This window comes from Rhodococcus koreensis, from assembly GCF_900105905.1.
In the GTDB taxonomy this organism is placed as follows: domain Bacteria; phylum Actinomycetota; class Actinomycetes; order Mycobacteriales; family Mycobacteriaceae; genus Rhodococcus_F; species Rhodococcus_F koreensis.
In genome coordinates this window covers 4,711,670-4,727,583 of the sequence record NZ_FNSV01000005.1, presented here as the reverse complement: position 1 = coordinate 4,727,583, position 15,914 = coordinate 4,711,670, and the positions used below count along the sequence as shown (strand labels likewise).

Here is a 15,914-nt window from a genome sequence, read left to right as displayed (position 1 = left end):
GTGACCACCGCGGGTGAGGACAGGGGTCGGTGACCCGCCGGGATTACGACGGGTTGACCGGGTCCGGCGGTGGTGGGTTATGCGGTGTCGGCGAGTGGTTCGAGGATGACGCGGTAGCCGAGTGCCTCGAGCTGGCCGACCGCGCGGGCCCTTGTCTTGGTGGGGGTGCGTCGGGTGAAGTAGTCGGCCCCGGGATCGCGGTAGAGGTCACCGTTGGTGAGCATGTTCCAGGCGGCGACGAGCATCGCATGCTCGACGGCGACGAGCGCCTTCATCGGATCCCGGTGGGATGCGATCCGCTTGTACTTGGCCGAGAAGTAGGTGCCCTTCGAGCGGGACACGGACAGCGCTGCGGTCCCGAGGGCACCCTTCAGGTGCCGGTTGCCGGGCCGGGTCTTGGTCGACTTCACCCGTCCCGCGGACTCGTTCGAGCCGGGTGCGGTCCCCGCCCACGAGGCCAGATGACCGGCGGTCGGGAACACGCTCATGTCGCCGCCGGTCTCGGCGAGGAACACCTCAGCGACGACCGTCGAGAAACCCGGGATGCTGATCAGCAGGTCCCGGGCCGCGCGAAAAGGCTCGATCGCCTCCGCGATCCGGTCATCGAGCTCACCTAGAGCCTGCCCGTACTGGTCGATCAAAGTCAGGTGCATGCGGATCAAGAACCCGTGATGGGCGGTGAACCGTCCGGTCAGCGCCTCGGTCAAGGCCGGGATCTTCACCCGCAGCCGCCGTTTCGCGAGATCCGCCATCGCCGCCGGATCGTCGGATCCGTCGATGAGGGCCTCCAACATCAACCGACCGGAGACACCCATGATGTCGGTGGCGACCGAGGACAGTTTGATCCCGGCGTCCTCGAGGACCTTCTCGATCCGCTGCACCGCCCTGCCGCGGTCGCGGGTCAGCGCGGTGCGAGCGCGGGTGAGATCACGCAGCCGGCGGATCGGAGGCGGCGGCACCAGTGATCCTCGCAGCAGCCCGTGCGCGCCCAGGTCGGCCAGCCAGGCAGCGTCGGAGACGTCGGTTTTGCGGCCTGGCATGTTCCGAGCGTCGTGGGCGTTGACCAGCATCACCGGCAGCGTGTCCTCGAGCAGGTAGTAGTAGGGCTTCCAGTACTCGCCGGTGGCCTCCATCACCACACAGGTGACCTTCTCGGCCAGCAAATGCTCACACAACGCCAGGATCTGGTTGGTCATCGCACCCCAGGTCGTCACCGTCGCGTTCGTCGGCCTCCTCCCGGAGCCCTGGATCCGGACACATACCTTCGCGTCCTTCTTCGAAATGTCGATTCCCGCGCACCGCGGGTGCACCACTTCCATCACCGATCACTCCCTCGCCCTTCATGTGCGACACTGCCCGTTGCAGGCGTGCGCGTTGAGGGGAGGGCGGGATGAAAACAGAACTCTCCCACTCGTGCTCGAAGGCAACAATCCACGGTTCCCGCGGATGAAGATTGGCCCTCCGCCACCATGCTGACACGCAGGCTCACCGGCACCACAGACGGATCGGGGTCGACCACAACACGCACCCTGAAATCGTGCGCCTCCGCCGCGACGCAGGCCAGGGGTGACCACCCGCCCAGGTGAGATCAACGCTCAGATTTTCCGTCCCCACGGAGGGGCCAGCGAAGCGCCCCTGAATTGCTGATACGAAACCTACTGGGCGAGAGTAGGGGTCATTCTCCCGGCACGTGGAGGATCAGGGCGTCGCCCTGTCCGCCGCCGCCGCACAGCGCGGCAGCGCCGGTTCCACCGCCGCGTCGCTTCAGTTCGAGCGCGAGGTGCAGCACGACCCGCGCACCCGACATGCCGAGCGGATGCCCGATGGCGATGGCGCCGCCGTTGACATTGACCTTCGACGGGTCGATTCCGAGTTGCCGGGTCGACTCGATGCCGACGGCGGCGAACGCCTCGTTGATCTCGACGAGATCGAGGGCGGACGCGTCGAGTCCATCTCGGGCGCAGGCCTTGTCGATGGCGTTGGCGGGCTGCTGCTGGAGCGTCGAATCCGGACCGGCGACGACGCCGTGGGCGCCGATCTCGGCGATCCATTCCAGTCCCAGTTCCTCGGCCTTGGCCTTGCTCATCACCACGACGGCCGCGGCGCCGTCGGAGATCTGCGACGCGGACCCGGCGGTGACGGTGCCGTCCTTGCTGAACGCGGGACGCAGCTTCGACAGCGACTCGGCGGTGGTGTCGGCGCGGATGCCCTCGTCCTCGGTGACGACGAGCGGCTCACCCCTGCGCTGCGGGATGGTGACGGGAACGACCTCGTCGTCGAAGAGGCCGTTCTTCCACGCGGCCGCGGCACGCTGATGCGAGGCGGCGGCGAAGGCGTCCTGCTCCTCGCGACCGATCTTGTCGGTGGTCGCGTTCCGGGTCTCGGTGAGTGCGCCCATCGCCTGGTCGGTGAAAATGTCGTACAGGCCGTCGTAGGCGAGGTGGTCGACGAGGGTGGTGTCGCCGTACTTGAACCCGCCCCGTGAGCCCGGGAGCAGGTGCGGCGCCTGGGACATCGACTCCTGCCCACCGGCGACGACGACGTCGAACTCGCCGGCGCGGATCAGCTGGTCGGCGAGCGCGATGGCGTCGAGACCCGACAGGCACACCTTGTTGACGGTCACGGCGGGCACCGACATCGGGATGCCCGCGGCGACCGCGGCCTGCCGGGCCGGGATCTGACCGGCGCCGGCAGTGAGGACCTGCCCCATGATCACGTACTCCACCAGTTCCGGTGCCACGCCGGCCTTGTTGAGGGCGCCCTTGATGGCGATGCCGCCGAGATCGGATCCGGAGAGGGTGGCGAGCGAACCCGTCAGCCGGCCGACGGGGGTCCGGGCCCCGGCGACGATGACGGACCTGGTGCGTGAAGTCATGGAAGTGTCCTTGGTGTCGTGTCGAATGTCGGTCAGACGAGCGCGGATTCGCGGATCTCGAGGGGGGTTCCGGTGGCAGCGACGACGTCGTCGACGGTGACACCGGGGGCGACCTCACGCAGGGCGAGAGTGCCGTCGCCGACCACGTCGATGACGGCGAGGTTGGTGATGATGCGGTTGACGACGCCCTGGCCGGTCAGCGGCAGGGTGCAGGTGTCGATGATCTTGGGGTTGCCGTCCCGGTCGGTGTGTTCCATGAGGACGATGACGCGGCTCGCCCCGTGCACGAGGTCCATCGCGCCTCCCATGCCCTTGACCATCTTGCCGGGGACCATCCAGTTGGCGAGGTCGCCGGTGCGGGAAACCTGCATGCCGCCGAGGACGGCGGTGTCGATGTGACCGCCGCGGATCATGCCGAACGACAGCGCCGAATCGAAGAACGCGGCTCCGGCGTTGACGGTGACCGTCTCCTTGCCCGCGTTGATCAGGTCGGGGTCGACGTTCTCGTCGGTGGGGTAGGGGCCGGTGCCGAGGATCCCGTTCTCCGAATGCAACGTGACGGTGACGTCGGTGCCGAGGTATCCGGGGATGAGCGTCGGCAGTCCGATGCCGAGGTTGACGTATTCGCCGTCGACCATCTCCGCGGCCGCGCGGGCGGCCATCTGGTCACGTGTCCATCCGTTGGTGCCGGTCATCGAGTGGCTCCTTCCGTGCTGCTGACTGTCCGCTTCTCGATCCGCTTGTTCTGGGGGCCGGTCTCGACGATGCGCTGAACGAAGACTCCGGGCAGGTGCACCTGGGCGGGATCGATGGTGCCTGCGGGGACGAGTTCCTCGACCTGCGCGATGGTCACCTTCCCGGCCATGGCCGCGAGGGGGTTGAAGTTCAGGGCCGTCTTGTCGAAGACCAGGTTGCCGGCGGTGTCGCCGCGCAGCGCGTGGACCAGGGCGAAGTCGGCGGTGATGCCGAGTTCGAGGACGTAGCGCTTGTCGCCAAACTGCCGGGTTTCCTTGGCGGGCGACGCGAGCGCGACGGAACCGTCGGCGGCGTAGCGCCACGGCAGGCCGCCGTCGGCGACCGGGCTGCCGACACCGGCGGGGGTGAAGAACGCGGGGATGCCCGCACCGCCGGCCCGGAGGCGTTCGGCCAGCGTGCCCTGCGGGGTGAGTTCCACCTCGAGCTCACCGGAGAGGTACTGGCGGGCGAATTCCTTGTTCTCGCCGACGTAGGACGCGGTGACACGGCGAATCTGGCGGGCGCCCAGCAGGATCCCGAGCCCGTGGTCGTCCACACCGCAGTTGTTGGAGTAGACCTCGAGGTTCCCGACACCCGAGTCGGCGAGCGCGCGGATCAGCGAGTCGGGGATTCCGCACAGGCCGAATCCGCCGACGGCGATCGTCGCGCCGTCGGACACGTCCGCGACAGCTTCTTCCGGGGTGTCGAACACTCTCGATCCCATGTGCATCCTTTCTTCTGGCCGCCGAACCCGGCGATACCGCCTTCCCGCGACATTTCGTCCATTCAGTGGACGACTCCTGCAACGGGCTTTGCTCCACTAAAAGGGGTCGCTTCATGCATTTCAAGGAGATCGAACATGTTGCTCGCGGTCTGGACGTCGTGGACAAGAGCGTTCACTGAGTGGACGTATACTCCGGTCATGAACGAGGCGCAGCGGCCACAGGTCATTCACCGGGTGGGATCGATCCTGCGGGCCGTCGCGGCGCTCGAATCGTCGGGATCCTCGACGTCCGCCCTGGCGCGGGAGACGGGCCTCGCCCGCCCCACCGTGCATCGCCTCCTCGTCTCGCTGGCCGAGGAGGGGCTGGTCGACCGCGACCTGAAGTCGGGCAAATGGTCGCTCGGACCCGAGCTGTACCTGCTCGGCTCGCTCGCCGCCAGCAGGTACGACATCACGGACCGGTCCCGCGACATCCTCCGCGATCTCGCCCGCGAGACCGGTGAAAGCGTGTTCCTGTCCGCTCGCCGCGGCGACGAAACGGTCTGCATTGCGAGCGAGGAGGGCAGCTTCCCGCTGCGCTCGCACGTGCTGCACATCGGAATCCGATTTCCGCTCGGGGTGGCGACGGCGGGGATGGTCATCCTGTCGCACCTGCCGGACCGCGAGATCGACGAGTACCTGGCGCGCGCGGACGTCACCGGCGAATGGGGGCCGCAGCACAGCCGGGAGAAGATCGCCGAGCGCATCGCGGAGACCCGTCTCAACGGCTACACCGTCAACCCCGGACTGCTCGTCGAGGGCAGTTGGGGGATGGGCGCCGCCGTCTTCGACACCCAGGGATCACCGGCCTGGGCGCTGAGCATCACCGGGGTGGAGAGCCGGTTCCGTGAGGAACGACGTCGCGAACTGGGAGAATTCCTCCTCCGCGAGGCACACCGGCTCACCCAGCTACTCGCCGACCGGCCGCGGAGCCGCGGCTGAACCAGCGGTCGGACCCCGCCTACGCGGCCTTCCGGCGACGCCCCGGCCGCCCGTGGCGGGTGTCGATGCTCCACACGTGCGTGCAGTCGGGGCACTGCAGGTGCACGGTGGTTCCCTGATTGCTCAGCAGGTACTGCCAGTGCCGGTGGCAGTTGCGGCCGGACCCGCAGTCGCCGCAGGACGAGCCGTGGTCGCAGCCCGGGCAGGGCAACCAGGCACGACGGGAGAAGTCCGCGGTGGGATCAATCGGCAACACGGCCCACCGTCCGATCCGGGAGCACACCTGCCTGCACCAGTTCGTCGTAGATGCGCTGCTGCTCGGGGTCGAGCCCGGAATACAGCATGTCGTAGGCCCGCTCTTCCTCCGCCAGCACGGCGACGGGATCCCAGTCCTCGCCGATCGCTTCGAGGACAGCGGTGCGCCGACGCGCTTCGTCCAGCGTGAGGTCGAGAGCGAACGAGAGTTCGGAGTCGCTACCCATGTGGTCACCTTCGTTTCGCAGTCGCCGACATCGAACGGGCTCCGACATCGAAGGGGTCAGGGTCACTCGAGCCTGCCCAAGATCACAATGACCTGGATCACGTCGATCGAAAGTGTTGCGTCGTGTTCACAACGACGCGCCCCGTCGTCCGGGTGGACGACGGGGCGCGGGTGGTTCCGGTGGTGCGGGTGGGTCAGGCCTGAAGGCCGGCCTCGATCTCGAGGGTGATGGTGATCTTGTCGCCGACGACGGCGCCGCCGCCTTCGAGGGGCATGTCGATGGTGATGCCGAAGTCCTTGCGGTTGAGGACGGTGGTGGCTTCGAAGCCGGCGACCGGCCCGTTGCCCATGCCGGGGTTGACGCCGTTGAACTCGAGGGCGAGCTCGACCTGCCGGGTGACGCCGTGGAGGGTGAAGTCGCCCTCGACCACGTAGTCGTCGCCCTTGGCGCGGACGGCGGTGGAGGTGAAGGTGGCGGTGGGGTACTGCTCGGCGTCGAAGAAGTCGGCGGACTTGATGTGGGCGTCGCGGTCGGTGTTCTTGGTGTCGATGGACGCGACCTGGATTTCGGCGGTGACGGCAGTGGTGCCGTCCTCGGCGACGGTGATCGCGCCTGCGAAATCGTTGAACGTGCCGCGGACCTTGCTGACCATGAGGTGGCGGACGGAGAAGCCGACGGTGGAGTGGACGGTGTCGATGGTCCAGGTTCCGGCGGTGAGGTTGGGGAGGGTGGCGGTGGCGGTGGTCATGAAAACTCCTTGACGGTGAACGGCACTCGAATCGAGGTAATTGAATCTGCAACTACTAAGGTAGGGGCAAGTCGTTGCGATGTCAACTAAAATCTGCGAAGGGTGGGTGAGCTGCGGTTACTGCTTCGGCCGGACCTGATGGCGACTGACGATGGAGATCCGGTTGAACGCGTTCATCGTGACGGCGATCCAGCTCACCGTGGAGATCTCCTGCTCGGACAGGAACCGCCGCGCGAAGGCGTAGTCGGCGTCCTGGCGGTGCGCGTCCGGGAGCGTGGTGATCGACTCGGCCAGGGTGAGGGCCGCGACCTCGCGTTCGGAGAACAGTGTCGTCTCCCGCCAGGCAGGCAGAACCGCGAGACGCTGCTGGGATTCGCCCGCCGCGATCGCCGCGGCGACGTGCACGTCCAGGCAGTACGCGCAGCGGTTGATCTGGGAGACGCGGACGTTGATCAACTCGACGAACCGCCGGTCCATCCCGGCCTCGGTGGTCGCGTGACGGATGGCCTTGGCGACGCCGATCTGCGCCTGATAGACGGCCGGACTCTGTTTGTCGATGTGGACGTAGTCGTTCTCCGTGGACGTGCTGCTCATGACCGGCCTTTCGGTGGGTGGCTCAGGGGTTCTCCTGCAGGTGGGCGCGCATTTCGCCGAAGTCGTGCCCGAGGATGGCGACGTCCCGGGGGCAGAGCAGGTCGAACATGTCGCGGCGCACCTCCGCCACGTGTCCGGGGCTAGCGGCGGCGAGCTTCTCGGCGCCGGCGTCGGTCAGCTCGGCCAGCATTCCCCGCTTGTCGTCCTTGCACTCCAGCCGCCGCACCCAGCCTGCCTCGACCAGCCGGCTGATCGCCCGGGTCACGCCACTGCGCGTCGTGGTGACCGCGTCGGCGAGTTCCCGCATCCGCAGTTGCCGCTGCGGCGCCTCCGACAGCACGACGAGAAGTTCGAAGTCCGTGAACGAGATTCCGGAGTCGCGGGTGAGCTGCCGATCGAGCGCCTGCAGGAGTAGTCGGGTGGCGTCCAGGTAGGCGCGCCACGTGTTCTGTTCTTCGGCGCTGAGCCATCTGGTCGATTCCACGGGACCAGCATATCCCAAGTAGTTGACAGCGCAACTACTTGGTGTACGGTGGTGATAGTTGAAAGCGCAATCATCGGCGTTTCGCGGAGAGAGGTTCGGGCAATGAGCACCACAGACGAGCAGGAGCGCTCCCAGCGGTTCGCCGCGCAACGCGACAGGATCCGCGCCGAGCATCTGAAGCCCGTCTCGTCGCGGCCCGCATCCTCGGCCCGCGGACTCCACCACACCGCGCTGATCAGCAGCGACGTCGAGCGCACCGTCCGGTTCTATCAGGATCTCCTCGAGTTCCCGCTGACCGAACTGATCGAGAATCGCGACTACCCCGGGTCTTCGCACTTCTTCTTCGACATCGGCAACGGCAACCTGCTCGCCTTCTTCGACTTCCCGGGCCTCGAGGTCGGCCCGTATCAGGAAGTGCTCGGCGGACTCCACCACATCGCGATCAGCGTCGAACCCGGCCGCTGGAATCACCTGCGCACGAAACTGGTCGACGCCGGCGTCGAACTCGTCGAACACAGCGAGGTGTCGCTGTACTTCCGCGATCCCGACGGTGCCCGCCTCGAACTCATCGCCGATCCGCTCGGCGAAATGTACGGCTCACAAGTTCTGTGAAAACCCTGCTCTGAGAACGCTGGAAAGGATTCACTCATGACTGCCGCCATCACCTCACCCCGCCTCGACGTCCGCCGCGCCGACGACCGCTTCAAGACGAACGTGGGCTGGCTCGATTCCAAGCATTCCTTCTCGTTCAGCAACCACTACGACCCGGCCAACACCCACCACGGTGTGCTCATGGTCAACAACGACGACATCGTCGTCCCCGGTCAGGGTTTCGACACCCACCCGCACCAGGACATGGAGATCGTCACCTGGGTTCTCCAGGGTTCGCTGGTGCACCAGGATTCGATGGGCCACTCCGGCGTCATCTACCCCGGACTCGCCCAGCGCATGAGCGCGGGAACCGGAATCCTGCACTCGGAGAAGAACGACTCGTGGCGACTGCAGGGAGACGCCGACGAGCACCGCGATCCGGTCCACTTCATCCAGATGTGGGTCGTCCCCGACGAAGCCGGGATCACCCCCGGCTACGAGCAACTCGAAATCGACCACGAGTTGCTCACCGGCGGGCTGGTTCCCGTCGCGTCCGGCATGCCGGGCCACGCCGACCACTCGGCGATCCGCATCAAGAACAAGTACGCCGCAATGCATGTCGCACGACTGCAGCCCGGCCAGGCGCCCATCACCCTGCCCGACTCCCCGTTCCTCCACGTCTTCGTCGCACGCGGCGAAGCCTCGCTGGAGGGTGTCGGCCTCCTCGCCGAGGGCGACGCCGTCCGGATCGGCGGTGGCGGTGGACAGCAGTTGACCACCGACACCGGTGCCGAGATCATCGTGTGGGAAATGCACGCGAAGATCGCCGGATGACGCGAGCGGCGGGGCAGGTGCGGGTGTAGGTCCCGGACCGGAGGAGTTCCGTCGTATTTCCTAGTCGAAGTTCGCATTCGCTGCCTGCCGGCACGGTCAGGTTCACGGTGAACAGGTCGTCGGTGATCGTCCAGCGCACCGCGATGTTGCCGTACGGGCTGCAGTGCTCGGCGTGGGCGGCATTGATGTCCCCGCCGGGGCGCGGATCGACGACGAATCGGCGATAACCGACGGTGTCGGGGCCGGTGGTCTCGGCCGGGCGCAGGCCGGCGACGAACTGGTGGAGAAACGAGATGATCGCGCCCTTGGCGTAGTGATTCAGTGAGGCGGTGGCGCGGCCGTTCTCGTCGACTCCGTCCCATCGCTCCCAGATGGTGGTGGCGCCGCGGTCGATCATCTCCATCCAGGACGGATTGCCGGTGGACAGCAGTACCCGGTAGGCGGTGTCGAGGTGCCCGTTGCGTGCGAGCGCGGGCAGCAACATCCCGGTGGCCAGGAAACCGGTGCCGAGGTGATCGTCGTTGTCGGCGAGCAACTGTGCGAGTTCGTCGGCGAACCGGTGGCGGGCCTCCGCCGGAACGAGGTCGAACTCCAGGGCGCGGACATAGTTCGCCTGGGTCGGGTGGGTCAGAGTGCCGTCCGGCGCGATGAATTCGCGCTGCCAGGCGTGGACGGCCCCCGCGGCGATCGTGGCATAGCGGCACTCGTCCCGGTTGCGACCCAGCACGCCGGCGATCTGCGCGAGCAGTCCCGCCGACCGCGCGAGGTACGCGGTGGCGACCACACTGTGATCGCGAGCGGGATCGGGCGCGGGAATCTCGTCGGGTTCGAGCCACTCTCCCCAGTGAAAACCGGTGTCCCACAGATATTTCTCGTGGTCGTCCGGTGTGGGACGCGCACGCGCGCGGTCGGGATGGCGGCGGTCGCGCGCCGTGCCGGCGGCCAGCTCGACCCACCGCGTCATGGAATCGTATTGGCGTTCCAGGACTTCGACGTCGCCGTACAGGCGCCACAGCTGCCACGGGACGATGACGGCGGCGTCGCCCCAACCGGCCGAGCCGTTGGCGATGTCGGCGAAATGGTTACCCGACGGCTGGTTGCCTGCCGGGTTGGGCACGATGTTGGGTACCGTGCCGTCCGGCCACTGGTCGGCGGCGAGGTCACGCAGCCATTTGTCGCTGAATCCCGCGACATCATGTGTGAAGGCCGCTGTTTCGACGTAGACCTGCCAGTCGCCGGTGAAGCCCGACCGCTCGCGCTGGGGACAATCGGTCGGGACGTCGCAGGCGTTGCCGCGGAAACTCCACACCGCGGCGGCGTGGAGTTTCTCGACACGATCGTTGTCGCACCCGAAACTTCCCACCTGTTCCAGGTCGGTGTGCACGACGGCGGCGGTGATCGAGTCGGGCCCCGGTTTCGTCTCGGTCCCGTCGATCTGGACGTACCGGAACCCGTGAGTGGTGTGGCGCGGCTCGAATGCCTCGCCGCGGCGCCCCGATGACACGACGTGGTCGACCTGACCGGCAGGCAAACTCTTGCCGGTCGCGAACTCGAAAGCGCGCAGGTGATCCGTGTCGACCCTCCCGTCGGCGGCGAGGGACTCACCGTGGGTGAGGGTCACGCGCGTGCCGGCCGGGCCGAGGTCGGACGCAGCCACCCATCCGTTGATGTTCTGCCCGAAATCCACGACGTACGTTCCGGGTCGGGGCTCGGTGACGGCCACCGCCGCCAGTGTTTCGATCCGGCGCACCGGGGGTGCCACGCCGGTCGTCAACCGGGCACGATCGTCGTAGAGTCCACCGCGAGCGACCACGGCCGGGTGGTGTACCTCGTCGGCGGGCACCCGGCGCAGATCCACCCGCTGGCCGTCCATCAGGTCGGCGGCGTCGATCTCACTCGGTGCGCTGGTCCAGCCGTCGCCGGTGCCGAAGCGTTCCGACGTTCCGTCGGCATAACGGACGTGCAGTTCCGCGAGCGCGGCAAGCCGATCCCCGAATCCGTCGCCGTGGCGCTCGAACCCGTGCCGGCCACGGAACCACCCGTCGCTCAGCAGGATTCCCAGGTCGTTGTGTCCTTGGCGCAGCAGGTCGGTGACGTCGAAATGCTGCACCTGCAGGTGCGCGCGGTAGGCGGTGAAGCCCGGGGTCAGCTCGTGATCGCCGACCCGGACATCGTTGACGAAGAACTCGTAGATGCCGTGAGCGGTCGCGAACAACGAGGCGTGTGTGATCTCCGCCCGCGGTCGCCAGGAGGCGCGCAGCCGGTATGCGGGACGGTGACCGAGCGGCGGAACGTCGGGCTCGTACGGTTCGATCCAGTCGGCCGTGAGGTCGCCGCCGTGCAGAAGGCCGGTGACCCACGGAGCGGGCTCGGACCAATCGCTCGGTCCGAGATCCGTCCAGCACCGCACCTGCCAGGTGCGTGCCTCGCCTGCGGTAGGCACCGGATGTGTTGCTGTCCAGGGCCGTACGAGGACGTGGTCGCGTCCCTCGATGATCTCGGTGGTGAACAGGGTGCTCGACGTGCGGTCGGAAATGCCAGTGACCCGGATTTGGTACGCCAGCTGACCGGTGCTTCCGGTGGGCAGCCACCAGGACAGTCGCGGGTGGGTGGTGCCGCAGGGTTCCCCGGGCCGGAGATGTTCGAGGCGCAGGTGTGTCGGTGTCGTCATCGGATCGACCGCACGAACAGAAGGGCTGCGCCGGCGACGGCGGCGCAGGCCGCCAGGACGCAGAACAGAAGCGCATAGTTGTCGCCGGTGAGTGGAAGGAGCACGGTGCCGATGAGCGGGACGACGGCATAGGGGAGTGTGGCCGCCACCTGGTACACGCTCATCGCCTTGGCCGTCTGCCGGACGTCGGGGATGACCGCGGCGGCGATCGCGATGTCGACCGTGAGGTAGCACGCCTGACCGATCGTGAAGGCGACGAACGCCAGCAGGAACCCGCTGACGTGCGGGTTCACGGCCAGATACACCAGCGCGCCGCCGGTGAGGAACGATGCGACCGCGACGAAGGCCTTGCGCCGGCCCAGTTTGTCGGAGAGGAATCCGGCGAGCAGGAACGACCCGATCGAGATGGGGGTGGTGACAGCGGTGGCGTGGGCGTATTCGGCGGCCGCGTCCGTGATGCTCAGTCCGGCCGCGTCGACCAGGAAGTAGGTCGCGTAGGTGGTGAGCCCGACCATCGCGAGCCCGAACAGAAACCGGCTGATCCAGTTGAGCGCGAAGTCCGCGTGCCGGATCGGGTTGATCCAGTAGCTTGCCGCGAACTCGCGAAAGCTGTAGGGCTGCAACGTGGCCGGGTCCACACCCGAGTCGGCGCCTCGGATGACCACGGCGACGACGGTCAGGCACACGATGGCGGTAATGCCGGGGATGATCATCATCGGCACCGGGTGGTCGGCGAGGCGGCTCCCGAGGGTGACGCCTGCGAGAACGGCGAACGCCGTGACGAAGCCGATCATCCCCGACAACCGGGCGCGCAGATGGTCGGGGACGAAGTCGGGGATGAGCGCGACGAACCCGGCCAGCGCCGCGGAGTAGCCCAGCTGCGCGAGTGCCCAGCCCGCGGCGATCGCCGCGACGTTCGTCGCCAGCGCGATCACGGTGAGGCCGGCCAACGCGACGAGAGCGCCGCCGATCAGCCACGGGGTGCGCCTGCCGAGCCGGCTGGTCGTGCGATCGGACAGGGAGCCGAACAGCGGTATCGAGGCGAGCGCGACGAGGGCGCCGATCAGCACCACCGTAGACAGTCCGAGTGTCTTGCCTTCGGCGTCCACGCCGAAGATGCGGATCGACAGCGTGATGATGGTTGGGGTCAGACTGCCGAAGTACACCCCGAATGCGCCGACGACCAGGGCGGGGACGACGTAGCGGGGGCGCGGCGCGGTGACCGCGGAGGGGTGGCCGAGCTGTGCGGGGGACGGGTGTGTGGAGCGAACGGTAGCCATCGGCGTTCCGCCTTCCGTGAAGTGGAGATCCGCGCGGCGAGGTGGGGCGCAGCGGACGTCGCAGTGTGATGCACAGCACCGTACACGAAAACCGGGTGTATCCGGTTTTCAATCCGAGAATCGTGCTGTCGTATCGTGACGACATGGGAAAACGGGCGCGTGGCAGCTACTCGGTGGGTATCGAGCGGCGCACGCGAATCGTGGAGGCGGCCGCGGGGCGATTCTCGGCGGAGGGGTACCACGCGACCACCATGGCCAGCATCGCCACCGACGCGGGAATCAGCGACAGTGGTCTGCTGCACCACTTTCCGTCTAAGAAGCACCTCCTTCTGGCCGTGGCGCAGTACCGCCTCGACACCTCGGCCGAGTGGTGGGACACCCTCCCCGCCGAGGTGTCGGGTCTGGCGACCCTGGATGCGATGGTCGACGCGGCGCGGCGACTCGTCGGACAGCCGGGTCTCATCGAACTGTTCGTGCTGGTGAGCGCGGAGGCGGCGGATCCGAGCAGTCCCGCCCACGCCGTCCTCGCGCAGCGCTACGACGGCGCCGTCGATGCCCTCGCGGCGCGCCTGCGTCAGGGGGTGCACCGAGACGGGCTGCCGGCATCGCTGGACTTCCCGGCGCTCGCGCGTGAATGCATTGCGGTGAGCGACGGCCTGCAGTTGCAGTGGGTGCTCAGCGACGGCGTCGTCGACATCGTCGAGGGTGTCCGCGGACATGCCGCGCGGCTGACCGCCGCGCTGACCGGCGCGACGGAGGAAGAATCCGGGTCTTCCGTTCAGGTTGTCGAAGCTGCTACTGTGCCCGACAGACAGTGACCTATGGAAGGGCCTTACAACCGCGCGAGCGGCGACCCAGGCCCGGGTCCTGCATCCGAAGGAGTTCAATCCCTTGGACACGGCTTCGACCGTCGTCCGCCGATCCACCGTCGAGTACGCCCCCGATCTGCTACTCGATCTCGTACGCCCCGCCGAGGCAGCGCATCCATTGCCTGCGATCGTGTGGGTGCACGGAGGTGGTTGGCGGCTTCAAGACCGCACTGCATGCCCAGATCTGGTGCAACACTTCGCAGGACACGGCTACGTCATGGTCAGCATCGACTACCGCCTCGCGCCCGGGACCTGCCACCCCGGCCAGCTCTTCGATGTCCGGCGGGCGGTGCGCTGGCTGCGCGCCAACGCCGCGGACCACGGCATCGACCCCGACCGGATCGGTGTGTGGGGATCGTCGGCCGGTGGGCACCTCGCCGCGCTGACCGGAGTGCACTCGGCCACAACACGATTGCGCGGGGAAGAACCCACGACCGTCGACAGCTCGGTGCAGGCCGTCGTCGACGGTTACGGGCCCGCCGACCTGCCCGGCCTCGTAGACCTCTCCGCGGAACGGACACCGGGGGAGGGCCATTCCCCGGAGGCGTCGTTGCTCGGTGGCGCGATCCGGGACCGACTGGACGCGGCGCGATCCGCGAGCCCCGCGCTGCACGTGGCGCCCGGAGCGCCGCCGTTTCTGGTCATGCACGGTGTCGCCGACAACCTGGTGCCGTTCACGCAGAGCGTCGCGTTGTACGACGCGCTCGTCGCTCACGGCAACGACGCCATTCTCTACCTGATCGAGGGATTCGGGCATGGGTTCTTCAACCCGGGGCACGTCCTCGAACTCGGCCCCGACCAGACCCTCGACCAAGGCCGTCTCGAACGAGATCCGCAGGCGCCGGCCTCGACCCGCGCGGTGAGCGACTTCGGTCGCGCACTGACCGAGAGGTACTCCTCCGCCTCATTCGCCGCGATCGAAGCCTTCTTCTCGCACACACTGAAACCAGGAACACGCACACCATGACTACTTTCGACATTCCCGTCCTCGACGAGGTCCACGCTGTCGCCCCGCAACTCGACACCCTTCCCGGCCGCTGCGTGCCCTACGCCATGGCTGCCGGTGAAGGTGAGCGCCACGAACTCGGCGGGCAACTGATCACCGTCATCGCCCGCCCTGAGGACACCGGCGGACAATTCGGCGCCGCATATGTGTATGGCGGCAAGGGAACCGAGACCCCGTTCCTCTCCCACGACCGCGAGCATCGCTTCCTGTACGTCACCGACGGACGGCTGCAGGTGTGGTTGCCGGGCGAATCGCACCTGCTCGTGCCGGGCGACTCGGTCACCGTCCCGGCCGGGACGCCGTACGCGTACCGCATGCTCGCGCACCGGACCCGGTTCCTGAGCTGGCTCACCGTCGGCGACGGGCACCGGTGGTCGCAGGCTACCGGCCACGCAACCCAGTCGCACGTCTTCGACTCCGCCGCGGCGCCGATGTCGGACGCGCGGCAATCCGAACTCGCGGATCGGTTCGGCATCCGGTTCCACGATCTCGAGAAGAAGGACCTGCCTGCGGTGACCGGCACGGCGTTGCCCGCCGCGGAGTCCCCCTATGTGCTGCAGGCGGGCGAAGGCGACCGCTGGGCGAGTCTCGACCAGCTGAACACGTACCTCGCACGGCCCCGGAACACCGGCGGAACGTATTTCGCGATGCACACCATGGGCGGCAAGAGTTCGTACATTCCCCGTCACTTCCACCGCGAGCACACCGAGAACTTCTTCTGCATCGAGGGTCGAATTCTCCTGCACGCCAACGGTCGGGAGATCACGCTGACCAAGGGCGACTTCCTCCATGCGCCTGCCGGAACGATCCACAGTTTCGCGTTCGACAGCCACGACACGCAGATGCTCGGCCTGCTGACCACCGGCGTGTTCGAGAAGTTCTTCGAGTACATGAACGTCCCGACGGACGCGCACGTGCACACCGAGGGCGGCGACATGCAGTTCCCGGCCGACGGGTTCGCACGGGCGCGTGCGGAGCTGGACCTCGAGGTCGTCGGCCCGCCGCCCGCCCGAGGCGCCGGGCGGTGAGTCCCGCCCGGC

The 15,914-nt window shown here is 67.6% G+C and carries 17 protein-coding genes; 6 read left to right on the top strand and 11 right to left on the bottom strand.

The features are described 5' to 3' along the window. Positions 1 to 77: 77 nt before the first annotated feature. The 4 genes from BLV94_RS26135 to BLV94_RS26120 all read right to left on the bottom strand — a co-directional run bounded on the left by BLV94_RS26135 (position 78) and on the right by BLV94_RS26120 (position 4,334). On the bottom strand, positions 78 to 1,319 hold the full coding sequence (locus BLV94_RS26135; protein WP_072951796.1) for an IS110 family RNA-guided transposase: 1,242 nt from the start codon (positions 1,317 to 1,319) through the stop codon (positions 78 to 80). Positions 1,320 to 1,675: 356 nt separating this feature from the next. Continuing rightward, entirely contained in the window at positions 1,676 to 2,875 is a 1,200-nt protein-coding gene (locus BLV94_RS26130; protein WP_072949588.1) for an acetyl-CoA C-acetyltransferase, read from the bottom strand. A gap of 32 nt (positions 2,876 to 2,907) precedes the next feature. Continuing rightward, complete coding sequence (locus BLV94_RS26125) at positions 2,908 to 3,570, bottom strand: 3-oxoacid CoA-transferase subunit B (protein WP_072949585.1); 663 nt, start codon at positions 3,568 to 3,570, stop codon at positions 2,908 to 2,910. Continuing rightward, positions 3,567 to 4,334, bottom strand: a complete 768-nt coding sequence (locus BLV94_RS26120) for a CoA transferase subunit A (RefSeq protein WP_072949583.1) — start codon at positions 4,332 to 4,334, stop codon at positions 3,567 to 3,569. The genes BLV94_RS26125 and BLV94_RS26120 overlap by 4 nt, the downstream gene beginning before the upstream one ends. A gap of 198 nt (positions 4,335 to 4,532) precedes the next feature. Between BLV94_RS26120 and BLV94_RS26115 the strand changes: the two genes are divergently transcribed. After that, positions 4,533 to 5,315: an IclR family transcriptional regulator gene (locus BLV94_RS26115; protein WP_072949581.1), complete on the top strand. Its 783-nt coding sequence runs from the start codon at positions 4,533 to 4,535 to the stop codon at positions 5,313 to 5,315. Between the two features lie 19 nt (positions 5,316 to 5,334). On the opposite strand, the gene BLV94_RS26110 is transcribed toward BLV94_RS26115, so the two are convergent. The 5 genes from BLV94_RS26110 to BLV94_RS26090 all read right to left on the bottom strand — a co-directional run bounded on the left by BLV94_RS26110 (position 5,335) and on the right by BLV94_RS26090 (position 7,623). After that, complete coding sequence (locus tag BLV94_RS26110; RefSeq protein WP_072949578.1) at positions 5,335 to 5,571, bottom strand: hypothetical protein; 237 nt, start codon at positions 5,569 to 5,571, stop codon at positions 5,335 to 5,337. Further along, a complete protein-coding gene (locus tag BLV94_RS26105) occupies positions 5,558 to 5,797 on the bottom strand; it encodes a DUF6400 family protein (RefSeq protein ID WP_072949576.1) in 240 nt (79 codons plus the stop codon). The genes BLV94_RS26110 and BLV94_RS26105 overlap by 14 nt, the downstream gene beginning before the upstream one ends. Before the next feature lie 193 nt (positions 5,798 to 5,990). Beyond that, positions 5,991 to 6,545: a YceI family protein gene (locus BLV94_RS26100; RefSeq protein WP_072949574.1), complete on the bottom strand. Its 555-nt coding sequence runs from the start codon at positions 6,543 to 6,545 to the stop codon at positions 5,991 to 5,993. A gap of 117 nt (positions 6,546 to 6,662) precedes the next feature. Then, entirely contained in the window at positions 6,663 to 7,139 is a 477-nt protein-coding gene (locus tag BLV94_RS26095; protein WP_072949571.1) for a carboxymuconolactone decarboxylase family protein, read from the bottom strand. A 22-nt stretch (positions 7,140 to 7,161) separates the two neighbouring features. Continuing rightward, positions 7,162 to 7,623: a MarR family winged helix-turn-helix transcriptional regulator gene (locus BLV94_RS26090; RefSeq protein WP_072949569.1), complete on the bottom strand. Its 462-nt coding sequence runs from the start codon at positions 7,621 to 7,623 to the stop codon at positions 7,162 to 7,164. Between the two features lie 102 nt (positions 7,624 to 7,725). Between BLV94_RS26090 and BLV94_RS26085 the strand changes: the two genes are divergently transcribed. Together BLV94_RS26085 and BLV94_RS26080 are read left to right on the top strand one after the other, a co-directional pair. Then, on the top strand, positions 7,726 to 8,235 hold the full coding sequence (locus tag BLV94_RS26085; protein ID WP_072949567.1) for a VOC family protein: 510 nt from the start codon (positions 7,726 to 7,728) through the stop codon (positions 8,233 to 8,235). Between the two features lie 36 nt (positions 8,236 to 8,271). Next, the gene (locus BLV94_RS26080) at positions 8,272 to 9,048 is read left to right on the top strand and encodes a pirin family protein (RefSeq protein ID WP_072949564.1); all 777 of its coding nucleotides are present in this window, start codon (positions 8,272 to 8,274) and stop codon (positions 9,046 to 9,048) included. Here BLV94_RS26080 and BLV94_RS26075 read toward each other — a convergent pair. Next, positions 9,011 to 11,719, bottom strand: coding sequence for an alpha-L-rhamnosidase (locus tag BLV94_RS26075; RefSeq protein ID WP_072949562.1), 2,709 nt, complete (start codon positions 11,717 to 11,719; stop codon positions 9,011 to 9,013). The two genes, BLV94_RS26080 and BLV94_RS26075, sit on opposite strands and share 38 nt — an antisense overlap. Beyond that, positions 11,716 to 12,999 carry an MFS transporter gene (locus BLV94_RS26070; protein WP_072949559.1) on the bottom strand — a complete coding sequence of 428 codons (1,284 nt, stop codon included), beginning with the start codon at positions 12,997 to 12,999 and terminating at the stop codon, positions 11,716 to 11,718. Before BLV94_RS26070 ends, BLV94_RS26075 begins: the two co-directional genes overlap by 4 nt. Positions 13,000 to 13,142: 143 nt before the next feature. Here BLV94_RS26070 and BLV94_RS26065 point away from each other — a divergent pair, with 143 nt between their 5' ends. The 3 genes from BLV94_RS26065 to BLV94_RS26055 all read left to right on the top strand — a co-directional run bounded on the left by BLV94_RS26065 (position 13,143) and on the right by BLV94_RS26055 (position 15,902). Next, on the top strand, positions 13,143 to 13,817 hold the full coding sequence (locus BLV94_RS26065) for a TetR/AcrR family transcriptional regulator (protein WP_241031429.1): 675 nt from the start codon (positions 13,143 to 13,145) through the stop codon (positions 13,815 to 13,817). A gap of 73 nt (positions 13,818 to 13,890) precedes the next feature. Continuing rightward, on the top strand, positions 13,891 to 14,835 hold the full coding sequence (locus BLV94_RS26060; RefSeq protein WP_072949554.1) for an alpha/beta hydrolase: 945 nt from the start codon (positions 13,891 to 13,893) through the stop codon (positions 14,833 to 14,835). Beyond that, positions 14,832 to 15,902, top strand: coding sequence for a quercetin 2,3-dioxygenase (locus BLV94_RS26055; RefSeq protein WP_072949551.1), 1,071 nt, complete (start codon positions 14,832 to 14,834; stop codon positions 15,900 to 15,902). Before BLV94_RS26060 ends, BLV94_RS26055 begins: the two co-directional genes overlap by 4 nt. Positions 15,903 to 15,914: the final 12 nt, after the last annotated feature.